This window comes from Nocardioides sp. (genome assembly GCF_041913365.1).
GTDB lineage: Bacteria > Actinomycetota > Actinomycetes > Propionibacteriales > Nocardioidaceae > Nocardioides.
In genome coordinates, this window is record NZ_JAYSFM010000001.1 from 914154 (window position 1) to 940874 (window position 26721).

Here is a 26721-nt window from a genome sequence, read left to right on the forward strand (position 1 = left end):
CTTCGCTCAGAGGTCGCCCGCGCACCTCCGCCTTGCAGCCGCACGCACCAGAGCACGCTCAGTCCCTCCAACCAGCGAAGGAAGCCACATGGCAGTCTCGGTCCGCATCCCCACCATCCTGCGCACCTACACCGGCGGCGAGTCCGAGGTGTCGGCCGAGGGCGACACCCTCGCCGCGGTGCTCGACGACCTCGACGCCAACTACTCCGGGATCAAGGGTCGGATCCTCGACGAGGCCGGGGCGCTGCGACGCTTCGTCAACGTCTACGTCGGCAACGACGACGTGCGCTTCCTCGACGAGCTCGCCACCGCCACCCCGGACGGCGTGCAGATCTCGGTCATCCCCGCAGTCGCCGGAGGCTGACCGGGAACCCCGTGCGGCCCGGTGCGCGTCAGAGTGGAATGACCACCATGAAGCGTGCCTGGCTCGTGCTCCTGCTGGCCTTCCTCGTCGGCGTCGGCCCGTCGTCGTACGCCGCGACGGACCTGCATCCCGTCGACCCCTTCGTGCCGGGGATCAACGAGGATCCCGACCTGTCCCGGGCCTGGCAGCGGTGGCAGGCCAAGGAGATCGACGACTACGTCATCACGGTCCGGACGACCTGCTTCTGCGTGCCGCGGGAGGCGGTCCGCACGGTGGTGCGCGACGACAGCGTCGTCCGGGTCACCCGCGGCGACCACCGCCTGCGAGCCGCGCACGGCTGGTCGATGGACGAGCTCTACATCCTGCTGCGCGAGGCGCTCGCGACCGCGGACTCCGTCGACGTGGACTTCAGCCCGCGCGGCGTCCCGACGAGCATCGCGATCGACCAGGACAAGGACATGGCCGACGAGGAGCGCTACTACACGGTCTCGCTCTCCCGCCTCTGATCACGGAGCGCGTACGTCGACCACGGCGGCGTTGCCGCGCCCGTCGATCCTGACCTCGGCGACGGCGCCGTCGCGCAGCAGGTCCTCGGCCGCGGCCGCCTCGTCCTGGGGCAGGAACCAGCTCTCGATGCCGCACCGGATCTGCCACGAGCGGTCGTCGCAGGCGAGGTAGGGGCCCTCCGCCGGCCGGTCGCGGGTCCAGTCGCCGGCGACCCAGACGCCTCCACGCTCGACGAGGGTGACGTAGACGTCGCCCTCCTCCCCGTCGTCCAGCGAGCCCAGCCCGGGGTCGCCGGGCGACAGGGAGGAGTCGTGCCGGAGGTCGGGGTAGTCCAGCGACACGTAGGCGCCGCGGAACGGGTCGATCGGGTCGAGCGGTGCGACCCGCATCAGGTAGGTGTCGCCGGTCGTGCGGGCCGAGAGCTGGGGGGCGACGGCGACGCCGACCAGCACGAGCTGGGTGGCGGCGACGCCGGCAGTGACCACGGTGCGCCTCATCGGCCTGCTCCTTCGTTGTCGGCGTCGGTGTCGAGGGCCTGGGTGAGCTCGCGGCGGGCCCGGTCGAAGAGGAAGCCGGTGCCGAGGAAGACCGTGCCGAGCACGACGAACAGCCAGGCGCCGGTCACGATCGGGGCGAACACCGCGAAGCTCTGGAAGGTCGTGAAGACCACCAGCCCGGTCATGGCCATCCACGTCAGCGGCGGGTGCTCACGGACGGTCCCGAGTGCGACGAGCGCGACCGCCAGGACGACGTACGCCGCGACGGAGACCGCCGCGTGCAGCCAGTCGGCCGCGTCCACCGACGTCGTGTCCGTGGCGGTCTGCCACTGGGCGAGCAGGTAGGCGACCACGAGCACGACGACCGCGCCGGCGGGCTCGAGGATCCGACGTCGGGGACGGATCGCGGCGGCCGCCGCAGCGGCCGCGACCGCCACGGCCAGGGCCAGCACCAGCCAGAGGCCCCAGGTGAGCTCGTCGGAGCCGACGTCCGGGATCGCGGCGACGAACAGGGCCACCAGGGCCATGCCGCCGGCGACGGTGCGCCACGTCCAGGCGAAGGAGTCGATCCGGGTGTCGTGCAGCACGGCGAGACTCGCCGCCAGCACCGCTCCGGCACCCAGAAGCAGGACGACCGTCAGGCCGCTCGGCTCGTCCCACATCGGCTGGCTGAACCACCAGCCGACGCCGGTGATCACGCCGACGAGGAACGGCATGTAGGCGCGGGTGGCGTAGGCGTGCACGAGTGCGGCCGCGGACCACAGGCCGACGAGGCGGGGCTCGAAGGCCGGCACCTGCAAGGACTGCGCGGCCTGGAAGACCACGGCGCCGATGCCCAGGGCGGCCAGCAGGCGAGCGGCGCCCACGACGGGTGGGGAGGCCTTGCGAGCGGCGAGCACCTCGCCGCCGACCAGGAAGGCCAGCCAGATCAGGGTGACGGCGACGAAGTGGGAAACGGGGGAGAGCTGGTCGAGGTTGGCGGCCACCAGCCAGATCAGGCCGATCCCGACGAACCCGCCGCCCAGCGAGAGCAGCACGCGGCCGATGCTGATCCGGGCGTGCTCGGCGCCGGGGCGGTAGCGGACCGCGATGCGCTCGGCCTGGTCGTCGGTGATGAGGCCGTCGGACTGCCAGCCGGCGAGCTCGGTGCGCAGCCAGGCGAGCTGGCGCGGGGGGACGGCACGGGGGACGACGGCAGGGGCTTCCATACGCCCAGCGTGGCGCTGTCGCCGCGCGCTGTCCTGAGTACGTGGACCCAACTGTGGGGTGACGTTGGGCCCGCTGTCGCGTGTGGTTGCGACGGCGTTCAGGTGGGCGTGGTTCACAGGGGCGTGCCCACCAACCACCTGACCCGGACCGGCGTGGCGCTGGCGGTGCTCGGCGGCCTCGCGGGCGGGACGGCGTACGGCGCGCGCGAGCTGCTGCACCGCCAGGCGGCGCAGGCGCGGCGGGCCATCGGCAAGCCGCTCGGTGAGGACGCGCCCGTGGCGGACCGGCACTACAAGAAGAAGCTCGGCGCGCCGGTCGACCTGCTGGTCCTCGGCGACTCGATCGCCGCCGGGCTCGGCGCCGAGCGGGCCAAGCACACGCTGGGCGGTCGGCTGGCCCGCGGCATCGCCAAGCGCGCCGGCCGGTCGGTGCGGCTGAGGACCGGCGCGGTGGTGGGCTCGGAGAGCAGCATGCTCGCAGCGCAGGTCGACGCCCTGCCACCGGCGTACCGGCCCGACGTGGCGGTGGTGGTCGTGGGCGGCAACGACGTGACCCACCGGGTTCCGGTCGCGGAGTCCGTACGCCACCTGGGCGCGGCGGTGGACGCACTGCGGGCCCGCGGTGCCGAGGTCGTCGTGGGCACCTGCCCCGACCTCGGCGCGCTGCGGCCGGTGCCGCAACCGCTCCGGGCGCTGGGGTCCCGGGCCTCGCGGCAGCTCGCGGACGCGCAGCGTGCGGTCGCGCTGGAGCGAGGCGCGCGCGTCGTCTCGCTGGCCCACGTCGTGGGGCCGTTCTTCATCACGAATCCCGACGAGATGTTCAGCCTGGACCGCTTCCACCCGAGCGCCCACGGCTACAAGCGCACGGCCAAGGCGATGCTGCCGTCGGTGCTGGCGGCGCTGGGCGTGGTGGAGGAAGTGCCGTTCGGGCACCACGCGCCGGGGGTGGACGGCGCAGGCTAGGGTTCCCACGTGCGCACCACTGCTCGACGGGCCGGCGAGGTCGTCAAGAAGGCGGCCCAGAGGGCGGGTCGGTTGCAGTCGTCCCCGGCCCCCGAGCCGGTTGCGCCCACCGCGGAGCAGAAGAAGGCCGAGCGTCGACGCCGCCTGCTCGCCAGCAACCTGACCGAGCTGGCGATCGAGTTCCGCACCGACAAGTGGGGCGTGCACAAGTACACCCCCCACTACGAGCGCCACCTGCAGCACCTGCGCAAGGAGTCCTTCACCCTCCTCGAGCTCGGGATCGGCGGCTACAAGAAGCGTCGCAAGAGCGGTGCCTCGATGAAGATGTGGCGCTGGTTCTTCCCGAAGGCACGGATCGTCGGCCTCGACATCGAGGACAAGTCGTGGCTCACGCGCGGCCACATCCACGCCTACCTCGGCGACCAGACCGATCCCGAGATCCTGCACCGGATCATCGAGGAGCAGGGCGCCCCGCTCGTCGTCATCGACGACGGCAGCCACATCCCGGCCCACGTGCGCGAGTCGTTCCGGATCCTGTTCCCGCTCCTGCCGGACGGGGCGATCTACTGCATCGAGGACACCCAGACCTCCTACTGGCCGGCTTGGGGCGGCCAGCTCGACCCCCGCGCGCCCGGCACCTCGATGGACCTCGTCAAGGACCTCATCGACGGCCTCAACCACGAGGAGTTCCTCGTCGAGGGCTACGAGCCGACCTACACCGACCAGTGGGTGCGGGCGGTGCACTGCTACCACAACCTCGTGATCATCGAGAAGGGTGACAACCGCGAGGGCACCAACCGCGACCACTCCGCGCACCAGTTCCACGGCTCCTCGGACCTCCCCGCGACATGACGGTCCTCCTCGCCACCAGCGGCGACCTGCCCGACGGTGAGCCGGGCGCCGGGGTGCTCGACGCCGCGCTCGCCGAGCGGGGCATCGACGCCGCGTGGGCGCGCTGGGACGACCCGGCCGTGGACTGGGCGGCCGCCGACCTGGTCGCGGTGCGGTCGACCTGGGACTACGTCCAGCGCCCCACCGAGTTCCTCGCCTGGGCGCGCTCGCTCGACCAGGCGCGCCTGCTCAACGGCGCCGACGTCTTCTCGTGGAACCACGACAAGCGCTACCTGCTCGACCTCGACGCGCTGCCGACCGTCCCCACGGCCTGGCTCACCAGCGCGACCCAGCTCGTGGCGGCCGTCGACGCGCTCGGCACCGCCGTGGTCAAGCCCGCGATCGGCGCCGGCGGGGAGGGCCTGGTGATCCTCGAGGCCGGCCTCGACGAGGACCAGGCGGCGTCCCACGTCGAGCGCGGCGCCGTCGTCGTGCAGCCGCTCGTCGAGTCGATCCACACCCACGGCGAGGTCTCGGTCTACGTCCTCGACGGCCGGGTCACCCAGCGATTCGACAAGCTGCCTGCCGGCAGGGGCGACGTACGCGTGCACGAGGAGTTCGGTGGCGTGGTCCGCGCCGTGGACATCGGTGACGTCGGCGACCTCGCGCTCCAGGCAGGCGCCGCGATGGCGGAGCGGTTCGGCCGGCCGATGGACTACCTCCGCGTCGACCTGCTCCGCTGGGAGGACGCCTGGGTGGTGAGCGAGCTCGAGCTCATCGAGCCCGGCCTCTACCTCGACGTGTCGCCCGCCAACGCGGGTCCGTTCGCCGACCTGGTCCAGTCCGGGCTGGAGCGATAGCGCCACTGTGCCTAGTCGGCACATGGTCATTTCGGACTATTAAGTCCGTCCGCGGGGCTGAGGCATCCTTGGTCCGCTGTCACTAGCGTGCGTCAACGTCGGGACCGCTGCGCTCATGGCGACGCACACTGGATCCCGCTCGGGCGTGGGTCGTCCGGGGCAGGGTCAACGAGGGAGCAAGTGATGAGCACATTCCGCAGGCGACGGGGCGAGCGGGGCGCGTCCGCCGTCGAGTTCGCACTGGTGGTGCCGATCCTGCTCACCTTCCTCCTCGGGACCGTCGAGCTCGGGCTCTACATGAAGGACTACGTCTCGATGAGCAGCAGCGCCCGCGCCGGCGCGCGTGCGGCCTCCGCCGCTGCGGACGCGGGGCCCGGCACCTGCGAGGCGAGCGCCAACCCGCCGCCGTGCACGCCCGCGAGCGCCCCGGCCCTCGCTCAGGCTGCTGCCGACACCATGCAGACCGCCGGCATGGCGATGAACTCCCAGGACATCGACTGGGTGATGATCTACTCCGCCAACACCAACGGCTACCCGGGCACCGGCAGCACCATCCCCGCGTCGTGCCCGGCCAAGTGCGTGAAGTACGTCTGGGACGCGGGCCTGAACAAGTTCCGCTACTCCAGCGGGTCCTGGACCTCCTCGACCGTCAACGCCTGCCTGAACGACTCCGGTCGTGAGTCCGTGGGCGTGATCCTCCAGGCCCGGCACAAGTGGATGAGTGGCCTGATCGGCGGACTGATGGGCGGCGAGAAGACGATGGTCGAGCGGACCGTCATGCAGTTCGAGCCGCTGGAGAAGGACCGTTGCAAGCCCGGCACCCCCAACGCGCACAGCTGATCGGACGGACTGACGTGAGGCTCCTGACCCGTATCTCCCGGCGCCGCGACGAGCTCGGCGCGACCGCGATCATCGTGGCGATGTTCTTCGCCTTCGTCGCGCTGCCCCTCGGCGCCATCGGCGTCGACGTGGCTCGGCTCTACGTCGAGCTGCAGCGCGTGCAGGCGGCTGCGGACGCAGCGGCGACGGCCGGCGTGACGTTCATGCCCGACGACTTCGCCAGCGCCAAGGCGCGCGCCCTCGAGATCGCCGCGGACAACGGGTTCCCCAACTCCGGCAACAGCTCGGTGGCCGTGGTCATCGGCGAGAAGCCGACCCAGCTCAAGGTGACGGTCTCCTCCACCGTCTCGAACGCGTTCGCCCGCTCCTTCGGGGTCAACACGTCGACGATGTCGCGCTCGGCGGTGGCTGACTTCAACGGTCCGGCCCCGATGGGCAGCCCGTGCAACAACTTCGGCAACGAGCCCAACGGCAGCTCGAGCAACGGCCCGACGAGCACCGCGATCAAGGTGCCGTCACCGGCCACCTGCCCGGCCACTCCGCAGTTCTGGGGCGCCATCGCCGGCCCCGACGTCGACAAGAACCAGGGCGCCGAGTTCGAGACCCGCTACTGCGGCGGCGGCGAGGACAACTGCACGAGCGGCAACAACAACGAGTTCGACCCCAAGGGCTTCTTCTACCTCGTGCGCGTCGCCGCCAGCGGTGTCGGCCAGACGGTGCGCCTGCAGATCTACGACCCGGCGTACGCCAGCACCGGCTCGCGGTGCACCAACGAGCCGTACGACAACCCCGGCAGCACCCAGTCGCCGCCGTCGGGCTGGAACAGCGACTGGAACCCGCGTGCGAACGACGCCAGGCAGCGCTACTGGCGGACCGGCACGGGCTGGGGTGGCTACGCCGACACCAGCAAGCCCAACGCGTTCTGCACCGGTGACGACCCGAACTCCAGCCTCTACTCGGGCAGCGAGGCCGCCGGCGTCACCTCCTTCGCCCTGCGCAAGCCGGTCGACACGCTCGTTCCCTGGCAGGGAGCACCGGAGCCGGGCTGCGTGCGCCAGTACCCGGGCTACACCGCCAACCAGGTCTCCCTCGAGGCGCTCAAGGAGACCGACGGCGACTACAACGCCAACCTCGCCGCGGTCTTCCACCAGTGGGTCGACCTCTGCACCTTCACCCCCACGCAGGCAGGCGACTACTACCTGCAGGTCCGCAACAACGTGGCCCTGGGCGGGACGGCGGACGGCAACGGCGGCTACTCGGGCAACCTCAACGTCTACAACCAGACCGGCGACAACACCGCGGTCCGCGGCACCGGGACGAACAACTTCGGCCTGCGAGCGGTCACCACGGCGCCGGCCGGCGGCATCTCGGTCGCGGCCTACGAGAAGATGCGCATCTTCGCCAACTCCGACTCGGCGTCCACGGAGTTCAACCTGGTGCGCGTGGCACCGGCGGCTGCCAGCAAGACCCTCGTGATCAGCTTCTTCGACGTCGGTGAGGGCGCCAGCAGCGGCTCCGTGCAGGTGCTGAAGCCGACCGACTCGATCAACCTGCCGGCGACCCTGCAGAACTGCACCGCGTCGGGTGTCACCAACGGCAACCTGTCCGACTGCAAGATCAGCAACATCACGCCCAGCGGCTACAACGGCAAGTACCAGGAGATCCGGGTGCCCATCCCGAGCACCTACAGCTGCACGGTCGCCAGCCAGGGCGGCTGCTGGTTCCGGGTCCGGGTCAGCTTCGGGTCCGGACAGGTCACCGACGCCACGACCTGGACGGCACGCATCGAGGGCGAGCCCGTGCGCCTCATCGAGTGACCTCTGCAGCACCTCGCGAACGCCGTCCCGGACCCCGGGGCGGCGTTTGCACTCTCAGGGGTCGAGTGCTAAACATGACGCTGGCACTCTCATCACGAGAGTGACAACGACCCAGGTGACGCTGAGGTCGGCAGAGCCGGCGAGAATGGATCGCCGGGGCGAGCCGGTCGTCCGTCGCGGGCAGCCACCCTGGAGCACCCACAGAACTCACGTCGACAGGAATCGCGAAGAGTTATGCCGAAGCTGATTGCTTTCAACGAGGAGGCCCGCCGCGGCCTCGAGCGGGGTATGAACACCCTCGCCGACGCGGTCAAGGTCACCCTGGGCCCCAAGGGCCGCAACGTCGTCCTGGAGAAGAAGTGGGGCGCCCCCACGATCACCAACGACGGTGTCTCGATCGCCAAGGAGATCGAGCTGGAGGACCCCTACGAGAAGATCGGCGCCGAGCTGGTCAAGGAGGTCGCCAAGAAGACCGACGACGTCGCCGGTGACGGCACGACGACGGCCACCGTCCTGGCCCAGGCCATGGTCCGCGAGGGCCTGCGCAACGTCGCGGCCGGCGCGAACCCGATGGGTCTCAAGCGCGGCATCGAGGCCGCCGTCGCCGCCGTGTCCGAGCAGCTGCTCGGCATGGCCAAGGACGTCGAGACCAAGGAGCAGATCGCGTCCACCGCGTCGATCTCCGCCGCTGACACCACCGTCGGCGAGATCATCGCCGAGGCGATGGACAAGGTCGGCAAGGAAGGCGTCATCACCGTCGAGGAGTCCAACACCTTCGGGCTGGACCTCGAGCTGACCGAGGGCATGCGGTTCGACAAGGGCTACATCTCCGCCTACTTCGCCACCGACCTCGAGCGCATGGAGGCCGTGCTGGAGGACCCCTACGTCCTCATCGCCAACTCCAAGGTGTCGACGGTCAAGGACCTCCTCCCGCTGCTGGAGAAGGTCATGCAGTCCGGCAAGCCGCTGCTGATCATCGCCGAGGACGTCGACGGCGAGGCGCTGTCGACCCTGGTCGTCAACAAGATCAAGGGCACCTTCCGCTCCGTCGCCGTCAAGGCGCCGGGCTTCGGTGACCGCCGCAAGGCCATGCTGCAGGACATCGCGATCCTCACCGGCGGCCAGGTCATCTCCGAGGAGGTCGGCCTCAAGCTCGAGTCGGCCGGTCTGGAGCTGCTCGGCCAGGCCCGCAAGGTCGTCATCACCAAGGACGAGACCACCATCGTCGAGGGTGCCGGTGACCAGGGCCAGATCGAGGGTCGGGTCAACCAGATCCGTGCCGAGATCGAGAAGTCGGACTCCGACTACGACCGCGAGAAGCTCCAGGAGCGCCTCGCCAAGCTGGCCGGCGGCGTGGCCGTCATCAAGGTCGGCGCGGCCACCGAGGTCGAGCTCAAGGAGCGCAAGCACCGCATCGAGGACGCCGTCCGCAACGCCAAGGCTGCGGTCGAGGAGGGCATCGTCGCCGGCGGTGGCGTGGCGCTCGTCCAGGCTGCCGACGCCGCGTTCGCCAAGCTCGAGCTGACCGGCGACGAGGCCACCGGTGCCGACATCGTCCGCAAGGCCACCGAGGCCCCGCTCAAGCAGATCGCCGTCAACGCCGGTCTCGAGGGTGGCGTCATCTCCGAGAAGGTGCGCAACCTCGAGCCGGGTCACGGCCTCAACGCCGCGACCGGTGACTACGTCGACATGATCGCCGAGGGCATCATCGACCCGGCCAAGGTCACCCGCTCGGCCCTGCAGAACGCCGCGTCGATCGCCGCGCTGTTCCTCACCACCGAGGCCGTCGTGGCCGACAAGCCCGAGAAGGCGCCGGCCATGCCCGGTGGCGACATGGGCGGCATGGGCGGCATGGACTTCTGATCCACCGGTCCACCCGCTCCACCAGCACCACGGCAAGGCCCCCGCTCCGGCGGGGGCCTTGTTGCGTGTGTCATACCAAAGGTGAAGAGATCCCCAAACGCCGGACGCGAAGCATCCTTCGCTCCTACGCTCCTCGTGCCGTGGCGCCACTGAGGCGCCCGTTCGTCTATGACCTTGGGGGGTCACCCATCTTGCGTTCGCTCATGCCTGCCCGCATCTCGGGCCGCCGCGCCGTTCCCGCACTGATCGTCGCCGGGGCCCTCGTGGTCTCCGCCGGTGTCGGCGGTGCCACTGCCGGTGCGCTGATCACCGGCCGGGACATCAAGGACAAGTCCATCACCGGTGCCGACATCAAGGACCGCAGCCTGGAGAAGAGCCAGCTGAGCACGGAGGCCGTCAAGAGCCTCCGCACCAGCTGGAACTCCGGAGTCGGCACCCCGAAGGCCGACGACGGTGACACCAACAGCTGGTACCTCGACACCGCCACCGGTGACGCGTACAAGAACACCCCCTCGGGTTGGCAGTTCCGCGTCAACATCATGGGCGCGACTGGCGCACCCGGCGCCGTCGGCCCGCAGGGTGCGACGGGCGCCACCGGCGCGACCGGTGCCAAGGGCGACACCGGTTCGACCGGCGCCAAGGGCGACCAGGGCGACAAGGGCGACCAGGGCGACATCGGCCTGACCGGCGCCCAGGGTGCCAAGGGCGACCAGGGCGACACCGGCTCGACCGGTGCCAAGGGCGACAAGGGCGACCAGGGCGACATCGGCCTGACCGGCGCCCAGGGTGCCAAGGGCGACAAGGGTGACACCGGCACGGCTGGCGCCAAGTGGCTGCAGGGCACCACCGCCCCGGCCGCGGGCGCCGGCGCCGTCGGCGACTGGTACCTCAACACCACGACGTGGGACGCCTACGAGAAGGGCGCCGGCGGCTGGGTGGTCGTCGTCAACCTCCGCGGCCCGATCGGCCCCAAGGGCGACAAGGGTGACACCGGCGCGCAGGGTGCGACCGGCGCGCAGGGTGCGACCGGCGCGCAGGGTGCGACCGGCGCGCAGGGTGCGACCGGCCAGACCGGCGCGACCGGTCTCCAGGGCCCGCAGGGCGCCACGGGTCCGCAGGGTCCCGCCGGCCCGACGGGTGCGACCGGCCCGCAGGGCCCCGCCGGCCCCGCCGGCGGTGGCACCACCCTGCGTGACGGCAACAACGTCGCCCTGGGCAAGGTCGTCTCCATGGACACCTACGGCGTCAGCTTCGTGACGTCCACCGGCTTCCTCATGTCGGTCGGCTGGGATGGTCTCACCTACCCGGGCCAGATCTACTACACGAACCCGTGCGCCAGCGCCGCCAGCGGCCAGGCGTACCTCAATGACGGCTACGGGGGCAGCGAGGCGCAGACCATGCTCGGCAAGGCCGCCGTCTTCAGCAAGAGCAAGAACGCCTGGATGGTCCCCAGCACCGTGACGTCGGGCTACTCCACCTCGGTGGCCTTCACCTCGGCCTCGATCGACAACCCCGACTGCGGCACGAGCGCCGGGACCCGGGGCGGTTGGCTGCTCAAGACGGCCACCACCACCGAGCTGGGCCTGCCGGCCAGCGGGTCGACCGTCAACCAGTTCGTGCTGCCGCTGAGCGCCAGCTGATCGTCCGCACTTCTCGAGCACCAGCAGCAGGACCCCCGCTCCGGCGGGGGTCCTGCTGCCATTTCGTGACCTTTCCTCCATGTTCAGCCGCGGTACCCAAGTCCTACTGTGTGCTTCGCGACGCATTCCATCGTCCTGAGCCCCGGTCCTGGGGCGAGGAGGAGCCTGCATGAGCACACCGGCGGTCGAGCTGGTCGACGTCACCAAGTCCTTCGGAGCCGTGACGGCGGTGGACCACGTCGACCTGCGGATCGACAACGGTGAGTTCTTCTCGATGCTCGGTCCCAGCGGCTCGGGCAAGACGACCGTGCTGCGGATGATCGCCGGCTTCGAGCAGCCCACCTCGGGCCGGGTCATGCTCGACGGCTCCGACGTCACCGACCGCGCGCCCTTCGCGCGCGACGTCAACACCGTGTTCCAGGACTACGCGCTGTTCCCGCACATGGACGTCCTGGCCAACGTCGAGTACGGCCTGCGGGTGAAGAAGGTGCCGCGGGCGCAGCGTCGTGAGCGCGCCCTGGCCGCGCTGGAGTCGGTCCAGCTCGGGCAGTACGGCAGCCGCCGACCGACGCAGCTCTCCGGCGGCCAGCGGCAGCGCGTCGCCCTGGCCCGCGCCCTGGTCAACCGGCCGACGGTGCTCCTCCTCGACGAGCCGCTCGGCGCGCTCGACCTCAAGCTGCGCCGGGAGATGCAGCTCGAGCTCAAGCAGCTGCAGCGCGAGGTCGGGATCACCTTCGTCTTCGTGACCCACGACCAGGAGGAAGCGCTCACCATGAGCGACCGGATCGCGGTCTTCCGCGACGGCCGGGTCGAGCAGGTCGCCACCCCCGCCGAGCTCTACGAGAACCCGAGCACCGCGTTCGTCGCCGGCTTCGTCGGCACCTCGAACCTGCTCACCGGCGACGCCGCGCGCACGGTCATCGGCCGGGAGGGCACGTTCAGCATCCGGCCCGAGAAGGTCCACCTGGACTCCGAGGTGGAGGCCGGGTTCACCTCGGCCCGCGGCACGGTGACCGACGTCGTCTACCTCGGCTCGGTCAACCACTACGTCGTCGAGCTCGACGCCGGCCCCACCCTCACGGTGCTGCGCCAGAACCTCCACGGCAGCACCGACCAGGCCATGGGCCGCCGGGGCCAGGACGTCACCGTCGGCTGGGCCGACGAGCACGTGATCGACCTGTCCGGCCACACCAGGGAGCCACAGCACCAGCCCACGGAGTAAGGAGAAGCCATGAAGCGGACCAGGATGCTCACCGCCACTGCGGCGGTGCTCGCGCTCGCGCTGACGGGGTGCGGCACCTCGTCGGGCGACGGTGACGACGACGGCGGTGGTGGCACCGGCTCGGAGGCGCAGGGCGGCTTCACCGCTCCCGACGTCCCCATGGCCGAGGAGCTCGGCGAGGGCGAGGGTGCGCTCAGCGTGCTCGCGTGGCCCGGCTACGCCGAGGACGGCTCGACCGACAAGACCGTCGACTGGGTGACGCCCTTCGAGGAGGAGACCGGCTGCCAGGTCGACGTGAAGTACTTCAACACCTCCGACGAGGCGGTGAACCTGATGAAGTCGGGCCAGTACGACGTCGTCTCGGCGTCGGGCGACGCCTCGCTCCGGCTCATCGCCGGCGGCGACGTGGCCCCGGTCAACACCGACCTGATCGAGAACTACGGCGACGTCTGGTCCTTCCTCAAGGACCGCGACTGGAACTCCGTCGACGGGCAGATGTACGGCGTACCGCATGGCTACGGCGCGAACCTGCTGATGTACAACACCGAGGAGGTCACCCCTGCCCCGACGAGCTGGAGCGCCGTCTTCGACGACGCCTCGGCCCACGCCGGCAAGGTGACGGCGTACGACTCGCCGATCTACATCGCCGACGCCGCGCTCTACCTGGCCAAGACGCAGCCGGACCTCGGCATCGAGAACCCGTACGCCCTCGACGAGGACCAGCTCGCCGCGGCCGTCGACCTGCTCAAGAAGCAGCGCGAGAACGTCGGGGAGTACTGGTCGGACTACCTCAAGGAGATCCAGGCCTTCAAGACGGGCGACTCGGTCGTGGGCACCACGTGGCAGGTGATCGTCAACCTGGCGCAGAGCGAGAAGACCCCGGTCGAGGCGATCCTGCCCGAGGAGGGTGCGACCGGCTGGTCGGACACCTGGATGGTCTCGTCGAAGACCGAGCACCCGAACTGCGCCTACCTGTGGCTCGACCACATCATCAGCCCGGAGGCGAACTCGGCAGTGGCGGAGTGGTTCGGCGAGGCGCCGGCCAACGAGAAGGCCTGCGACCTGACCAGCGAGGGCTTCTGCGAGACCTACCACGCCGGTGACGAGTCCTACGCCGAGCAGATCTGGTACTGGACCACGCCGATCGAGCAGTGCCTCGACGGTCGCACGGACGTGCAGTGCACGACGTACCAGGACTGGACGCAGGCCTGGACCGAGATCAAGGGCTGACGTGGCCGAAGGGCGTCCGTCGGGGGGCGGTGGAGCCGGCGTGCTCCACCGCCACCCCCGGCTGCGGCTGGGGCTCCTGCTCGGGCCCCCGATGCTGTGGCTGGGCGTGCTCTACCTCGGCTCGCTGGCGGCGCTCTTCATCACCTCGCTGTGGACCGTCGACGCCTTCGGCGGCAACATCGAGCGAATCTGGAACCTGGACAACTACCGGGACCTGTTCACCCTCGACGTCTATCGCACCATCACGTTCCGGACGCTCCTGATCGCGGCCGCGGCCACGGTGATCGACGCGCTGCTGGCCTTTCCGATCGCGCTCTACATGGCCAAGGTCGCCTCGCCGCGCCTGCAGCGGATGCTCGTGATCGCGGTGCTCACGCCGCTGTGGGCGTCGTACCTCGTCAAGGCCTATGCATGGCGCGGGATGTTCGCAAACGGCGGCCCGCTCGACGCGGTCGGCATCTCGCCCGGCTACGGGCTGGCCGCCACCGTCCTCACCCTGTCGTACCTCTGGCTGCCCTACATGATCCTGCCGATGTACGCCGGCCTGGAGCGGCTGCCGAGCTCGCTGATCGAGGCGTCCGCCGACCTCGGCGCGTCCACGGCCACGACCATGCGCCGGGTCGTGCTGCCGGTGCTGCTGCCCGCGGCGGTCGCGGGCTCGATCTTCACGTTCTCTCTGACCCTCGGCGACTACATCGCGGTCAAGATCGTCGGCGGCGCCAACCAGATGCTCGGCAACGTCGTCTACGACTCGTTCCTCACCGGCAACAACCTGCCGTTCGCCGCAGCCGTCGCAACGATCCCGGTCGCGGCGATGCTGGTCTACCTGACCGCCGTACGCCGCACGGGAGCGCTGGACTCGCTATGACCTTCTCCCGGGCCACCCGCGCCGTGCTGCTCGCCTTCACCGGGCTGGTGCTGCTGTTCGTCTACGCGCCGCTGGCCCTGGTCGTGCTGAACTCCTTCAACACCTCGCGCACCTTCGAGTGGCCGCCGTCGGGCTACACGACGAAGTGGTGGTCCGCCGCGGTGGAGAACCCCGGCGCCCGCGACGCGATCGTGGTGTCGGTCGAGGTGGCGTTGGTGGCGACGGCCATCGCGCTGGTGCTCGGCACCATGGCCGCGCTCGCCCTGCAGCGCTTCCGCTTCTTCGGCCGCGACACCGTCTCGCTGCTGATCATCCTGCCGATCGCGCTGCCCGGCGTGGTGACCGGCATCGCGCTCGCGAACGCCTTCCTCACCATGTTCGGCATCGAGCTCGGCTTCTTCTCCCTCGTCGTCTCGCACGCCACGTTCTGCATCGTCACGGTCTTCAACAACGCGATCGCCCGGCTGCGCCGCCTCGGCGGCAACCTCGAGGAGGCCTCGATGGACCTCGGCGCCGGCACGTTCCGCACGTTCTGGTCGGTGACGCTGCCGATGATGCGCTCGGCCCTGCTCGCCGGCGCGCTCCTGTCGTTCGCGCTGTCCTTCGACGAGATCATCGTGACCACGTTCACCGCCGGCACCGGCATCCAGACCCTCCCGATCTGGATCTACCAGAACCTCTTCCGCCCCAACCAGGCCCCGGTCGTCAACGTCGTCGCGGCGGCGCTGATCGTGCTCTCGGTCATCCCGATCTGGCTGTCGCAGAAGCTCGCGGGGACCGACGAGTCGGTCGCGGCCGCGCGCTAGGAGTCCGCGAGCTCCGCGGTGGCCGTGTGGCTCCGACGAGCCGTCAGGTAGAGGCTGAGCACGACGTAGTAGGCGACGTAGCCCACCGAGATGGTCAACCAGACGGTGCTGGGATCAGGGAGCTGCGTGAGGAGCACCCCGTAGCTCACCAGCCAGAGGCACGTCAGGACGAGCGTGGGTGCCTGCAGCGTGGTCGTGCGCGACGGGTAGACGTAGCCGATCGGCACGAAGACGAGCACCGCGCACACCAGCAGCGTGACGGCGACCGCGGCCGGCCCGACGTCGAGGACGACGATGTAGAACGCGGCGATGTTCCAGTAGCTCGGGAAGCCGAGGAAGAGGTGGTCCTCGGTCTTCGCGTCGACCCGGCAGAACTGGTAGGCCGAGGCGAGCAGCGGGATCACCGCGAGCACGGTCGCCGAGGTGCCCTCGCCGAGGTAGCCGGCGCTCCACAGCAGCATCATCGGCATGAAGGCGTAGGTGATGTAGTCGACGATGTTGTCCAGCAGCGCGCCGTCGAACCACGGCACGTGCCGCTTCACCTTGACCCAGCGCGCCAGCATGCCGTCGGTCCCGTCGACGACCATGGCCGCGAGGAAGAGCCAGAGGCCCCGGACGGTGTCGCCCTCCATCACCGCGATGACGGTGAGGAACGCCAGCACCACCCCCGACGCCGTGTAGGCGTGGACCAGCCACGAGGCCAGGATCGGGAGGGACAGCCCGCTATGTCGCACCCGCGGATCATGTCAGGCCGTGGCGGCTCAGCGGTGGCGCCGGACCGGAACGTCTCGCGTGAGATGTGCTCCACGACGCGTCCGGCGTGAGGGGAACGGGCGGGGGACCTGCCGCGTCCAAGCCGTGTGGCACGGTGGACGAGCACCGCGCCCGGTCCCACCAGGAGGAATCGTGAACACCCGCCGACCCCGCAGCGTCCTTGCTGTCCCCGTGCTCCTCCTCGCCCTCGCGGGCGTGTCCGCCTGCGGCTCCGACGACGCCGGATCGTCCGGCACCACCGCCTCGGACACCTCGTCCGAGACCACCTCCGAGACCACGTCCGAGTCCTCCGCGGCCCCCGTCGAGCTCACCGCCGACGCGTCGACCGCCGGCAAGTGCGCCGTCCCGTCCGCGGAGGTCCTGGGCACCTTCGACACCGCCTTCGCCGGCACCGTGACCGCGCTCGAGGACGGCACCGCGACCCTCGCGGTCGACCGGTGGTACGCCGGCGGCGACGCCGACACGGTCACGGTCACCACGCCGGAGAAGGACCTCGCCGCACTGCTCATGGCCGTGGAGTTCGAGAAGGGCAAGTCCTACCTGGTCAGCGCCACCGACGGCCGCGTCACCCTGTGCGGCTTCACCGGGGAGACCACCCCGGAGCTGCAGGCGCTGTACGACGAGGCGTTCGGCGGCTGACCGGGCGCGGTCAGCTCGGCCGGGGCGCGCCCTTCCGTGCGTAGCGCATCCACGTGATCACCACGCACATCGCCGCCCACGCGATGCCGATGGCGTAGAACGCGACGGGTCCGAGCGTGGTGACACCGACGCCGAAGAAGAACGGACCGAAGGCGGCGATGGCGGCGGTCCAGCCGATGACGCCACCCGCCTGCCGGCGCTCGAAGATCATCGGCATCTGCTTGAACGTCGAGGCGTTGCCGATGCCGGCGAAGAGGAAGATCGCCAGCATGCCCCAGAGGAACTGGTCGAAGCCGGCCTCCAGGGTGGCGGCCGAGGTCGTGTCGGGGGTGAGCGCCGGGATGGTGAAGGCGATCGAGCCGATGAGTCCCACGCCGGACACGAGGGTCCACATGGCGCCGCCGGTCCGGTCGGTGAGGGGCGCGAAGAGCACGCGCGCCCCCGCGCCGACGAGCGGGCCGAGGAAGACGTACTTGACGACGTCGGGCACCGCGTAGCCGTCGACCAGGACCTGCGCCTCGGCGCCCGTGCCCTGCACGATGTCGACGTTGCCGATGCCGTAGAGGTTGGCCATCAGCAGGCCGAACTGCGCGGCGAGGCCGGAGAACGTTCCGAAGGTCATGATGTAGAGCAGCGTCATCAGCCAGGTGTCGGTGTTGCCGAAGATGTCGAACTGCTGCCGGATGTTGGCCTTGATCGGGACCGACTTGAGCATCGTCCAGGCCAGTGCCGCCGAGATCACCATGAGCGGGATCCAGATGAAGGCGGCGTTCTGGTACCAGACCTCCTGGGGCTCCTTGCCCGGCATGGAGATCGTCTGGCTGCCCCCGAAGAGCGCCAGCCAGGAGAAGCCGATCAGGTACGGAGTGAGCAGCTGGACGAGGGAGACGCCGAAGTTGCCCAGCCCGGCCTGGAGGCCGAGCGCCGTCCCCTGCTTGGAGCGGGGGAAGAAGTAGGACGTGCTGGGCATGAAGCCGGAGAACGCGCCGCCGCCGATGCCGGCGAGGAACGCCAGGACCATGAGCTCCCAGTAGGGCGCGGTGGGCTCCTGGACACGCACGCCCCAGCCCAGGGTGCTGAAGACCAGGAGCAGAGTGGTGAGCGTGACCATCTTCCGCGTCCCGAGGATGGGCGGCAGCACCATCCACACCAGGCGGAAGAGTCCGGCGGACAGGCCGGGCATCGCGGCCATCCAGTAGAGCTGCGTGGTGGAGAAGGAGTAGCCCAGCGGGTTGAGCTTGGGGATCAGGGCGCTGGGGAGGAACCAGGCGGCGAAGGCGAGCGTGAGCGCGAACGTCGTGACCCACAGGGTCCGCCACGCGAGGTGGGAGTCCCAGGTCTCCTCGTTCTCCGGGTCCCAGGACTCGAGCCACTCGCCGCTCGTGCGCTGTGCGTTGGTGGTCATGAGCGTGCCTCCTCAGGCAGTCGGTGCGGGCGCCAGCCCGGGGGACTGGCGGTCGTCGTGCGGGCTCTCCAGGCGTCGGGCCAGCTCGGGGGACTCCTGGTGCAGCATGTGGACCACCGTCCAGTGCATCCACACGGCGCAGACCAGGGTCAGCAGGAACAGGACGAAGAACGTGCTCGAGGGGAAGCCCGACCACGCCTTCGTGTAGGCGAACAGCGGCGGCAGGAAGAACCCGCCGAGCCCGCCGAGCATCCCGACCAGGCCGCCGACGGCGCCGACGTTGTCCGGGAAGTACTCCGGGATGTGCTTGAAGACGGCGGCCTTGCCGACCCCCATCGCGCAGCCCAGCAGGAAGACGAGGATGGCGAAGGGGACGAGCCCGATGCTGTACGCCAGGTGCTCGCTCTGGGTGCCGTCGGGGTGGCTGATCACGATGTGGCCGTTGGGCATCATCAGGATCCCCGTCACGAGCAGCATGCCGCCGAAGGTCCAGTACATGATCCGCCGGGCGCCGAACCGGTCGGACAGGTGACCGCCGAAGGGACGCAGCAGCGACGCCGGGAAGATGTACGTCGCGGTCAGCAGGGCCGCCGACTGGAGTGAGACGTCGAAGTTGTCCATGTAGTAGGTCGGCAGCCAGGCGGCCAGGGCGACGTAGGCGCCGAAGACCGCGACGTAGTAGAGGCTGAACCGCCAGACCCGCATGCTCCGCAGGGGCTGGACCTGCTGGCGGAGCGACTGGCCGGTGCCCGGCGCACGGTCCTGGCTCGGGGTGCCGAACCAGATCAGCGCGGCCATCACGAGCAGCAGCACGGCGTACACGACGGGCACCAGGCGCCAGCCTCCGTCGATGACGCCGAAGTAGGTGGCACCGGCGGTGCCCGCGATCAGCGGCGGGCCGATGAACTTGGTGACCGAGGCGCCGACGTTGCCGGCGCCGAACAGGCCGAGCGCGAAGCCCTGGTGCTCACGCGGCTGCCAGGCCGAGTTCCACGCGATGCCGGACGAGAAGGCGTTGCCGGCGAAGCCGACGAGGAAGGCCAGCACCAGCAGCATCGTGTAGGAGTCCGCCCGGGACACCAGGAACGCCGGGACCGCGGTGGCGACGAGCAGGAAGGTCATCACCTTCCGGCCGCCGATCCGGTCGGTCACCATGCCAGCGGGCAGGCGCCAGAGGGAGCCGTTGAGCGCCGCCGCGGCGACGATCCAGGACAGCTGGACCTCGGAGAGCCCGAACTCCTCGCTGATGGGCTTGCCGAGGATGCCGAACATCAGCCAGACGGCGAACATCAGCGTGAAGGCCACCGTGGACAGCCACAGGACGCGGTTCCGACCGTCGTTGGTCTCGCTCATGGGCACTCCCGTCTCGTCAGGGCCGACGTGGCCCACCTTGGCGGAAATTAGTGCCGTTCGGAACCGCCAGCGGAATGGTCGGGACCTTGGACCCCTCCGGTGGGGACCAAGTGCTCCGAACCCGCCCGAGGGGTGGCAACTGACCGTGCGGTCACCCTAGGGTCGGGACGTGGGCCGGTGGCCCACGTCACCTGGCGAACCGTTCGAACCGGAGGTCCGATGAGTCTCGAAAGCCCGCTGTCGTCAGCCCTGATCGGGACGCGCAGGTTCTTCACGAAGGCCGAGGTGAGCGAGGACCTGCGCACCGTGCACAAGCAGGGCGGCCGCGAGGGAGACGTCTTCTACCGGGAGCGGTGGAGCCACGACAAGGTGGTGCGCTCGACGCACGGGGTGAACTGCACCGGGTCGTGCTCGTGGAAGGTCTACGTCAAGGACGGGATCATCACCTGGGAGGCCCAGCAGACCGACTACCCGAGCGCCGGACCGGACCGCCCTGAGTACGAGCCGCGCGGGTGCCCGCGCGGTGCGGCGTTCAGCTGGTACACCTACAGCCCGACCCGGGTGCGCTACCCCTACGTCCGTGGCGTGCTGCTGGAGATGTTCCGCGCCGCCAAGCAGCAGCACGGCGACCCCGTCGTGGCGTGGGGCTCGATCGTGCAGGACGAGGAGAAGGCCCGGCTCTACAAGAAGGCCCGCGGCAAGGGCGGCCTGGTGCGGGCGACGTGGGACGAGGTCGCCGAGATCGTCGCCGCCGCGCACGTCTACACCGTCAAGCGGTGGGGGCCCGACCGGATCGCGGGCTTCTCGCCGATCCCCGCGATGTCGCCGGTCTCCTACACCTCAGGCGCGCGCTTCCTCGAGCTCATCGGCGCCCCCATGCTCTCCTTCTACGACTGGTACGCCGACCTGCCGAACGCGTCTCCGCAGATGTTCGGCGACCAGACCGACGTCCCCGAGTCGGGCGACTGGTGGGACGCCGGCTACCTGATGATGTGGGGCTCCAACGTCCCGATGACCCGCACCCCCGACGCGCACTGGATGACCGAGGCGCGCTACCGCGGCCAGAAGGTCGTGGCCGTGGCGCCGGACTACGCCGAGAACGTGAAGTTCGCCGACGAGTGGGTCAGCCCCGCCCCGGGCACCGACGGCGCGCTCGCGATGGCGATGGGCCACGTCGTGCTCAAGGAGTTCTTCGTCGACCGGACGACGCCGTTCTTCGAGGCCTACGACAAGCAGTTCACCGACCTGCCCCACCTGGTCTGCCTGGAGATGGGCGACGACGGGGCCTACCGGCCCGGCAAGTTCCTGGTCGAGGGGGACCTCGGCGGCACCAGCGAGAACGCCATGTGGAAGCCGGCCGTCATCGACGCCGCCAGCGGTGAGGTGCGCATCCCGCACGGCTCCATCGGCGACCGCTACGGGGAGGAGGGGCTGGGGCACTGGAACCTCGACCTCGGCGACATCGACCCCGCGCTCACCATGTACACCGACCACCAGGGCGGCACCCGCGAGTCGGTCGAGGTCGAGCTTCCACGCTTCGACGCCCCGGACGGCAAGGTCGTCCACGAGCGCCGTGGCGTGCCGGTCGCCCGCGTGGGCGACCGCGTCGTGACGACGGTCTTCGACCTGCTCCTCGCCCAGTACGGCGTCGGGCGTCCCGGGCTGCCCGGGGTGTGGCCGCGGACCGACGAGTCCGACCCCCGCGGCTACGACGACCCCGAGGTGCCGGCGACCCCCGCGTGGCAGGAGCAGCACACCGGTGTGCCCGCGTCGCAGGTCGTGCGGCTGGCCCGCGAGTGGGCGCAGAACGCCGTCGACACGGAGGGCCGCGGCATGATCCTGCTCGGCGCAGGCGTGAACCACTGGTTCCACTCCGACCAGATCTACCGCGCGATCCTGCTGCTCACCACGATCACCGGCACCCAGGGCCGCAACGGCGGCGGCTGGGCCCACTACGTCGGGCAGGAGAAGATCCGCCCGATCATGGGCTTCCAGCACATGGCCTTCGCGCTGGACTGGCACCGCCCGCCGCGCCACATGAACCAGACGGCGTACTGGTACGTGAACACCTCGCAGTACCGCTACGACACCTTCTCCGCCGACGACCTCGACGCCGGGACGGGCGTGTTCGCGGGCAAGACGGTGATGGACCTGCTGGCCCAGTCGGTGCGGCTCGGGTGGTCGCCGTCGTACCCCACGTTCGACCGCAGCAGCCTGCAGCTGGCCGACGACGCCGAGGCTGCCGGGATGGAGGTCCCGGCGTACGTCGCCCAGCAGCTCAAGGAGGGCAGGCTCCGGTTCGCGGTCGAGGACCCCGAGCACGAGGACAACCACCCGCGCGTGCTGTCGCTGTGGCGCTCCAACCTGCTGGGCTCGTCGGCGAAGGGCAACGAGTACTTCCTGCGCCACCTGCTCGGTACGGACTCCGCCGCCACTGCCGTCGAGGCGCCGCCGGACAAGCGGCCCACCGACGTGGTGTGGGCGGACCAGGCGGCCGAGGGCCGGCTCGACCTGCTGACCACGATCGACTTCCGGATGACCTCCTCGACGATCTTCAGCGACGTCGTCCTGCCGGCGGCCACGTGGTACGAGAAGCACGACCTCTCCACCACCGACATGCACCCCTTCGTGCACTCCTTCAACCCCGCGATCGCCCCGCCGTGGCAGACCAAGTCGGACTGGGACACGTGGAAGGTGATCGCGAAGAAGTTCTCCGAGCTCGCCGAGACCCACCTCGGCACCCGCAAGGACGTGGTCGCCAAGCCGCTGTGGCACGACACCCCGGAGGCGATGGCCACCGAGCACGGCGTGGTGAAGGACTGGAAGACCGGCGAGGTCGACCCCGTGCCGGGCAAGACGATGCCGGTCATCGCCGTCGCCGAGCGCGACTACACCGCGATCTTCGACAAGATGACCTCGATCGGCCCGCTCATGGAGAACGTCGGCATGCTCACCAAGGGCGTGGCCTACGACGTGAAGCGGGAGATCGACATCCTGCGCACCCGCAACGGCGTACGACACGGCGGCGCCGGTGACGGCCAGCCCAAGGTCGAGACCGACGTGCAGATGGCCGACGCGATCCTGCACCTTGCCGGCGTCTCCAACGGCCACCTCGCCACCCAGGGGTTCCGCTTCCTCGAGAAGCGCACCGGCACCGAGCTCGCCGACCTCGCGGCCGAGCACGAGGGCAAGCAGATCACCTTCGCCGACACCCAGGTGCAGCCGGTCCCCGTGATCACCTCGCCGGAGTGGTCGGGGTCGGAGTCCGGCGGGCGGCGCTACAGCCCGTTCACGATCAACATCGAGCGGAAGAAGCCGTTCCACACCCTGACCGGTCGCCAGCAGTTCTACGTCGACCACGACTGGTTCCTCGGGATGGGCGAGATGCTGCCCGTCTACCGGCCGCCGCTCGACATGACCGCGCTGTTCGGCGAGAGACCGATCGGGGAGCAGGACGAGCTCGGTGTGTCCGTGCGCTACCTGACGCCGCACAACAAGTGGTCGATCCACTCCGAGTACCAGGACAACCTGTTCATGCTCTCGCTCTCGCGCGGCGGCCAGTCGGTGTGGATCTCGGACCGCGACGCGGCCAAGGTCGGGATCAAGGACAACGACTGGATCGAGATGGTCAACCGCAACGGCGTCGTGGCGGCGCGGGCGATCGTCAGCCACCGGATGCCGGAGGGCACGGTCTACATGCACCACGCCCAGGACCGGCTCATCGACGTCCCCCTCACCGAGCGGGACGGCAAGCGGGGCGGCATCCACAACAGCCTCACCCGGGTGCTGCTCAAGCCCAACCACATCGTCGGCGGCTACGCCCAGCTCGCCTACTTCTTCAACTACATCGGCCCGATCGGCAACAACCGCGACGAGGTCACGATGATCCGCAAGCGGACCGCCCCGGTCGAGTACTGAGCAGGAGAGGAGACGACTGACATGCGCGTGATGGCCCAGATGGCGATGGTCATGAACCTCGACAAGTGCATCGGCTGCCACACCTGCTCGGTGACCTGCAAGCAGGCGTGGACCAACCGCACCGGCACCGAGTACGTCTGGTTCAACAACGTCGAGACCCGCCCGGGCCTCGGCTACCCGAGGACCTACGAGGACCAGGACGAGTGGCAGGGCGGCTGGGTCCGCAAGCCCAACGGCCGCCTGGCGCTGCGCGCCGGGGGCCGGGTGAAGAAGCTGCTGAGCATCTTCTCCAACCCCAAGCTCCCCTCGATCGACGACTACTACGAGCCGTGGACCTACGACTACGAGACGCTCACCAGCTCGCCGCAGACCGACACGTTCCCGGTCGCCCGGCCCAAGAGCCTGATCTCCGGCGAGGACATGAACGTCGAGTGGTCGGCCAACTGGGACGACGACCTCGGCGGCTCGCAGGAGCACGCCGCGCGTGACGTGATGCTCAAGGGCATCGAGGACAAGGTGAAGCTCGAGTTCGAGCAGACCTTCATGTTCTACCTGCCGCGGATCTGCGAGCACTGCCTGAACCCGTCGTGCGCCGCGTCGTGCCCGAGCGGCGCGATCTACAAGCGCGCCGAGGACGGCATCGTGCTGGTCGACCAGGACCGGTGCCGCGGGTGGCGCATGTGCGTCTCGGGCTGCCCGTACAAGAAGGTCTACTTCAACCACAAGACCGGCAAGGCCGAGAAGTGCACCTTCTGCTACCCGCGGGTCGAGGTCGGCATCCCCACGGTCTGCTCGGAGACCTGCGTCGGCCGGCTGCGCTACATCGGGCTGGTGCTCTACGACGCCGACAAGGTGCTCGAGGCAGCGGCGATCGAGGACGAGCACGCGCTGTACGACGCCCAGCGGGCGTGCTTCCTCGACCCGGAGGACCCGGCGGTCCAGCGAGCGGCCGAGGCGGCCGGCATCCCCGGTGACTGGGTGGAGGCGGCGAGGAAGTCGCCCGTGTGGGCGCTGATCAACCGCTACGAGGTCGCCCTGCCGCTCCACCCGGAGTACCGCACGATGCCGATGGTCTGGTACATCCCGCCGCTGTCGCCGGTCGTCGACGTCGTGCAGGAGACCGGGGAGGACGCCGAGGACCGCGGCAACCTCTTCGCCGCCATCGACACGCTGCGGATCCCGGTCGAGTACCTCGCCAACCTGTTCACCGCGGGCGACACGGCCCCGGTCGACAAGGTGCTCAAGCGGCTCGCGGCGATGCGCTCCTACATGCGCGACATCAACCTCGGCCGCGACCCCGACGCGTCGATCCCGGCCGCCGTCGGGATGAGCGAGGAGGAGATGTACGACATGTTCCGCCTCCTGGCGATCGCGAAGTACGACGAGCGCTACGTCATCCCGCCTGCGCACGCCGAGCAGGCGCACGCGCTCGAGGAGCTCGCCACCGACTGCGCGGTCGACTTCGACGCGGCCGGGTCGCACTACGACCAGGCGCTGCTGGGTGAGGGCGCCGGCTACCCGACACCCGTCGCGGTGGAGAACTTCCGGATGCTGCAGGACCGGCAGACGTCGGACACGCTGGCGGCACCGGACGACAAGGCCAGCCGGGTCAACCTCCTCAACTGGGACGGCAAGGGCACTCCCGAGGGCCTGTTCCCACCGCGGAACGAGGGAGGGGAGCAGTGATGTTCCGACGCCGGCAGCGCTCCGGCCCCGATGAGGACGTACGCCGGGTGTGGGCGGTCTGCTCGGCGGTCCTGGACTACCCGACCCCCGAGCTCCTCGCCACGCTCGACGATCTCGAGGCACTGGTGCCGGACGACCCTCACCTGCCGGCACTCCTGGCCCACCTGCGCTCCTCGCCGCTCCACCGGCTCCAGCAGGACTACGTCGCGACCTTCGACCACACCCGCAAGTGCGCGCTCTACCTGACGTACTTCGCCTACGGCGACACCCGCCGCCGGGGTGCGGCGCTGGTCAGGTTCAAGGAGGCCTACCGGACGGCCGGCGTCGAGTGGCTCGACGAGGGCGAGCTCCCCGACCACCTGTGCGCCGTGCTCCAGCTCGGCGCGACGGTCGACGCCGACACGGCGTGGCAGCTGCTCACCGAGCACCGCGCGGGTGTGGAGATGCTCCGCCTCGCGCTGGTGGGCTGGCGCAACGACGACGGCACGACCGGGTCGCCCTGGGCGGCGGCGCTGCTCGCGGTCTGCGGCACCCTGCCCGTGCTCGAGGGCGCGGAGGCCGACGCCGTACGCCGCCTCGTCGAGCAGGGCCCGCCCGCCGAGGAGGTCGGCCTCTCGGGCTACGGCGCCGACCCCGCCCTCGACGCAGGGCCCGCCCTGATCGCCTCCGCCTCGATCCCCGTAGGAGCACCACGATGAACGTCTTCCTCTGGGTCATCGTCCCCTACCTCTGCCTCGCGGTCTTCGTGGTCGGGCACGTGTGGCGCTACCGCTACGACAAGTTCGGCTGGACCACCCGCTCGTCGCAGCTGTACGAGAACCGGCTGCTCCGTCTCGGCTCGCCGCTGTTCCACTTCGGGATGCTCGGCGTCGTCGGCGGCCACGTCATCGGCCTGCTGATCCCGCGCTCGTGGACCGAGGCGGTCGGGATCGACGACCACCTCTACCACTACGTCGCGGTCATCGGCGGCCTCGTCGCCGGGGTGGTGGCGCTCGTCGGCATGTCGATCCTCGTCTACCGCAGGCGGACCGTCGGGCCGGTCTTCTCCGCGACCACGCCGATGGACAAGGTGATGTACGCCTTCCTCGGGGTGGCCATCGTGCTGGGCATGTGGAACACCATCGCCGGCTCGATCTTCAGTCTCGGCGGTGAGTACAACTACCGCGAGGGCGTCTCGGTCTGGTACCGCTCGTTCCTCGCCTTCCAGCCCGACGCGGAGCTGATGGCCGAGGCGCCGATCGGCTTCCAGCTGCACGCACTGGTCGCCTTCGGCCTGTTCGCCCTGTGGCCCTTCACGCGCCTGGTGCACGTCTTCTCCGCGCCCGTCGGCTACCTCACCCGCCCCTACGTCGTCTACCGCTCCCGCGACGACCGTCCACTGGGCAACGCCGCTCCGCGGCGGGGCTGGGACCGCGTCGGCTGAGGGCCTG

The 26721-nt window shown here is 70.1% G+C and carries 23 protein-coding genes; 18 read left to right on the forward strand and 5 right to left on the reverse strand.

Going from position 1 to position 26721, the window contains the following annotated elements:
* Positions 1-88 precede the first annotated feature (88 nt).
* Both ACE3QY_RS04500 and ACE3QY_RS04505 read left to right on the forward strand, forming a co-directional pair.
* Entirely contained in the window at positions 89-364 is a 276-nt protein-coding gene (locus tag ACE3QY_RS04500; protein ID WP_310247256.1) for a MoaD/ThiS family protein, read from the forward strand.
* 47 nt (positions 365-411) lie between these two features.
* A complete protein-coding gene (locus ACE3QY_RS04505) occupies positions 412-870 on the forward strand; it encodes a DUF6174 domain-containing protein (RefSeq protein ID WP_374454800.1) in 459 nt (152 codons plus the stop codon).
* On the opposite strand, the gene ACE3QY_RS04510 is transcribed toward ACE3QY_RS04505, so the two are convergent.
* Together ACE3QY_RS04510 and ACE3QY_RS04515 are read right to left on the reverse strand one after the other, a co-directional pair.
* Positions 871-1368, reverse strand: coding sequence for a GDYXXLXY domain-containing protein (locus ACE3QY_RS04510; RefSeq protein ID WP_374454801.1), 498 nt, complete (start codon positions 1366-1368; stop codon positions 871-873).
* The gene (locus tag ACE3QY_RS04515; protein ID WP_374454802.1) at positions 1365-2576 is read right to left on the reverse strand and encodes a DUF2157 domain-containing protein; all 1212 of its coding nucleotides are present in this window, start codon (positions 2574-2576) and stop codon (positions 1365-1367) included. Before ACE3QY_RS04515 ends, ACE3QY_RS04510 begins: the two co-directional genes overlap by 4 nt.
* 123 nt (positions 2577-2699) lie before the next feature.
* Between ACE3QY_RS04515 and ACE3QY_RS04520 the strand changes: the two genes are divergently transcribed.
* The 11 genes from ACE3QY_RS04520 (at position 2700) to ACE3QY_RS04570 (ending at position 15516) form a co-directional block, all read left to right on the forward strand.
* A complete protein-coding gene (locus tag ACE3QY_RS04520) occupies positions 2700-3539 on the forward strand; it encodes an SGNH/GDSL hydrolase family protein (RefSeq protein ID WP_374454803.1) in 840 nt (279 codons plus the stop codon).
* A 9-nt stretch (positions 3540-3548) separates the two neighbouring features.
* On the forward strand, positions 3549-4391 hold the full coding sequence (locus ACE3QY_RS04525; RefSeq protein WP_374454804.1) for a hypothetical protein: 843 nt from the start codon (positions 3549-3551) through the stop codon (positions 4389-4391).
* Positions 4388-5230: a RimK family alpha-L-glutamate ligase gene (locus ACE3QY_RS04530; protein ID WP_374454805.1), complete on the forward strand. Its 843-nt coding sequence runs from the start codon at positions 4388-4390 to the stop codon at positions 5228-5230. Before ACE3QY_RS04525 ends, ACE3QY_RS04530 begins: the two co-directional genes overlap by 4 nt.
* 183 nt (positions 5231-5413) lie before the next feature.
* The gene (locus ACE3QY_RS04535; protein ID WP_374454806.1) at positions 5414-6070 is read left to right on the forward strand and encodes a TadE/TadG family type IV pilus assembly protein; all 657 of its coding nucleotides are present in this window, start codon (positions 5414-5416) and stop codon (positions 6068-6070) included.
* A 14-nt stretch (positions 6071-6084) separates the two neighbouring features.
* The gene (locus tag ACE3QY_RS04540; RefSeq protein WP_374454807.1) at positions 6085-7887 is read left to right on the forward strand and encodes a pilus assembly protein TadG-related protein; all 1803 of its coding nucleotides are present in this window, start codon (positions 6085-6087) and stop codon (positions 7885-7887) included.
* A gap of 234 nt (positions 7888-8121) precedes the next feature.
* Positions 8122-9750, forward strand: coding sequence for a chaperonin GroEL (gene groL / locus ACE3QY_RS04545; RefSeq protein WP_374454808.1), 1629 nt, complete (start codon positions 8122-8124; stop codon positions 9748-9750).
* 203 nt (positions 9751-9953) lie between these two features.
* On the forward strand, positions 9954-11390 hold the full coding sequence (locus tag ACE3QY_RS04550) for a hypothetical protein (RefSeq protein WP_374454809.1): 1437 nt from the start codon (positions 9954-9956) through the stop codon (positions 11388-11390).
* Between the two features lie 169 nt (positions 11391-11559).
* Entirely contained in the window at positions 11560-12612 is a 1053-nt protein-coding gene (locus ACE3QY_RS04555) for an ABC transporter ATP-binding protein (protein WP_374454810.1), read from the forward strand.
* A gap of 9 nt (positions 12613-12621) precedes the next feature.
* Positions 12622-13842: an ABC transporter substrate-binding protein gene (locus ACE3QY_RS04560; protein ID WP_374454811.1), complete on the forward strand. Its 1221-nt coding sequence runs from the start codon at positions 12622-12624 to the stop codon at positions 13840-13842.
* Between the two features lie 40 nt (positions 13843-13882).
* Complete coding sequence (locus tag ACE3QY_RS04565) at positions 13883-14710, forward strand: ABC transporter permease (protein ID WP_374454812.1); 828 nt, start codon at positions 13883-13885, stop codon at positions 14708-14710.
* Positions 14707-15516: an ABC transporter permease gene (locus ACE3QY_RS04570; RefSeq protein ID WP_374454813.1), complete on the forward strand. Its 810-nt coding sequence runs from the start codon at positions 14707-14709 to the stop codon at positions 15514-15516. Before ACE3QY_RS04565 ends, ACE3QY_RS04570 begins: the two co-directional genes overlap by 4 nt.
* Here the strand turns inward: ACE3QY_RS04570 and ACE3QY_RS04575 are convergent.
* Positions 15513-16250 carry a phosphatidylcholine/phosphatidylserine synthase gene (locus ACE3QY_RS04575; protein ID WP_374454814.1) on the reverse strand — a complete coding sequence of 246 codons (738 nt, stop codon included), beginning with the start codon at positions 16248-16250 and terminating at the stop codon, positions 15513-15515. The two genes, ACE3QY_RS04570 and ACE3QY_RS04575, sit on opposite strands and share 4 nt — an antisense overlap.
* 172 nt (positions 16251-16422) lie before the next feature.
* On the opposite strand from ACE3QY_RS04575, the gene ACE3QY_RS04580 reads away from it, so the two are divergent.
* Positions 16423-16929: a hypothetical protein gene (locus ACE3QY_RS04580; protein WP_374454815.1), complete on the forward strand. Its 507-nt coding sequence runs from the start codon at positions 16423-16425 to the stop codon at positions 16927-16929.
* A 10-nt stretch (positions 16930-16939) separates the two neighbouring features.
* Here the strand turns inward: ACE3QY_RS04580 and ACE3QY_RS04585 are convergent, their stop codons facing one another.
* A complete protein-coding gene (locus tag ACE3QY_RS04585; protein WP_374454816.1) occupies positions 16940-18334 on the reverse strand; it encodes an MFS transporter in 1395 nt (464 codons plus the stop codon).
* Positions 18335-18346: 12 nt separating this feature from the next.
* Positions 18347-19687, reverse strand: a complete 1341-nt coding sequence (locus ACE3QY_RS04590) for a nitrate/nitrite transporter (RefSeq protein ID WP_374454817.1) — start codon at positions 19685-19687, stop codon at positions 18347-18349.
* A gap of 219 nt (positions 19688-19906) precedes the next feature.
* On the opposite strand from ACE3QY_RS04590, the gene ACE3QY_RS04595 reads away from it, so the two are divergent.
* Genes ACE3QY_RS04595 through narI form a run of 4 tightly spaced genes read left to right on the forward strand, consistent with a single transcriptional unit; the run spans position 19907 to position 26714 of the window.
* Positions 19907-23605 (forward strand): nitrate reductase subunit alpha, encoded by a 3699-nt coding sequence (locus ACE3QY_RS04595; protein WP_374454818.1) that lies wholly within the window; start codon positions 19907-19909, stop codon positions 23603-23605.
* A 21-nt stretch (positions 23606-23626) separates the two neighbouring features.
* Positions 23627-25291, forward strand: a complete 1665-nt coding sequence (gene narH, locus ACE3QY_RS04600; protein ID WP_374454819.1) for a nitrate reductase subunit beta — start codon at positions 23627-23629, stop codon at positions 25289-25291.
* On the forward strand, positions 25291-25989 hold the full coding sequence (gene narJ / locus ACE3QY_RS04605; RefSeq protein WP_374454820.1) for a nitrate reductase molybdenum cofactor assembly chaperone: 699 nt from the start codon (positions 25291-25293) through the stop codon (positions 25987-25989). The genes narH and narJ overlap by 1 nt, the downstream gene beginning before the upstream one ends.
* Positions 25986-26714 (forward strand): respiratory nitrate reductase subunit gamma, encoded by a 729-nt coding sequence (gene narI, locus ACE3QY_RS04610; RefSeq protein ID WP_374454821.1) that lies wholly within the window; start codon positions 25986-25988, stop codon positions 26712-26714. Before narJ ends, narI begins: the two co-directional genes overlap by 4 nt.
* Positions 26715-26721 lie beyond the last annotated feature (7 nt).

What these genes read in the sequence shown, in the direction of transcription:
- groL (WP_374454808.1), top strand. Translation starts at nt 8,122, where the DNA reads ATGCCGAAGCTGATTGCTTTCAACGAGGAGGCCCGCCGCGGCCTCGAG.
- ACE3QY_RS04560 (WP_374454811.1), top strand. Translation starts at nt 12,622, where the DNA reads ATGAAGCGGACCAGGATGCTCACCGCCACTGCGGCGGTGCTCGCGCTC.
- ACE3QY_RS04515 (WP_374454802.1), bottom strand. Translation starts at nt 2,576, where the DNA reads ATGGAAGCCCCTGCCGTCGTCCCCCGTGCCGTCCCCCCGCGCCAGCTC.
- ACE3QY_RS04555 (WP_374454810.1), top strand. Translation starts at nt 11,560, where the DNA reads ATGAGCACACCGGCGGTCGAGCTGGTCGACGTCACCAAGTCCTTCGGA.
- narH (WP_374454819.1), top strand. Translation starts at nt 23,627, where the DNA reads ATGCGCGTGATGGCCCAGATGGCGATGGTCATGAACCTCGACAAGTGC.
- ACE3QY_RS04590 (WP_374454817.1), bottom strand. Translation starts at nt 19,687, where the DNA reads ATGAGCGAGACCAACGACGGTCGGAACCGCGTCCTGTGGCTGTCCACG.
- ACE3QY_RS04585 (WP_374454816.1), bottom strand. Translation starts at nt 18,334, where the DNA reads ATGACCACCAACGCACAGCGCACGAGCGGCGAGTGGCTCGAGTCCTGG.
- ACE3QY_RS04570 (WP_374454813.1), top strand. Translation starts at nt 14,707, where the DNA reads ATGACCTTCTCCCGGGCCACCCGCGCCGTGCTGCTCGCCTTCACCGGG.
- narJ (WP_374454820.1), top strand. Translation starts at nt 25,291, where the DNA reads ATGTTCCGACGCCGGCAGCGCTCCGGCCCCGATGAGGACGTACGCCGG.
- ACE3QY_RS04595 (WP_374454818.1), top strand. Translation starts at nt 19,907, where the DNA reads ATGAGTCTCGAAAGCCCGCTGTCGTCAGCCCTGATCGGGACGCGCAGG.
- ACE3QY_RS04505 (WP_374454800.1), top strand. Translation starts at nt 412, where the DNA reads ATGAAGCGTGCCTGGCTCGTGCTCCTGCTGGCCTTCCTCGTCGGCGTC.
- ACE3QY_RS04530 (WP_374454805.1), top strand. Translation starts at nt 4,388, where the DNA reads ATGACGGTCCTCCTCGCCACCAGCGGCGACCTGCCCGACGGTGAGCCG.
- ACE3QY_RS04500 (WP_310247256.1), top strand. Translation starts at nt 89, where the DNA reads ATGGCAGTCTCGGTCCGCATCCCCACCATCCTGCGCACCTACACCGGC.
- ACE3QY_RS04550 (WP_374454809.1), top strand. Translation starts at nt 9,954, where the DNA reads ATGCCTGCCCGCATCTCGGGCCGCCGCGCCGTTCCCGCACTGATCGTC.
- narI (WP_374454821.1), top strand. Translation starts at nt 25,986, where the DNA reads ATGAACGTCTTCCTCTGGGTCATCGTCCCCTACCTCTGCCTCGCGGTC.
- ACE3QY_RS04510 (WP_374454801.1), bottom strand. Translation starts at nt 1,368, where the DNA reads ATGAGGCGCACCGTGGTCACTGCCGGCGTCGCCGCCACCCAGCTCGTG.
- ACE3QY_RS04535 (WP_374454806.1), top strand. Translation starts at nt 5,414, where the DNA reads ATGAGCACATTCCGCAGGCGACGGGGCGAGCGGGGCGCGTCCGCCGTC.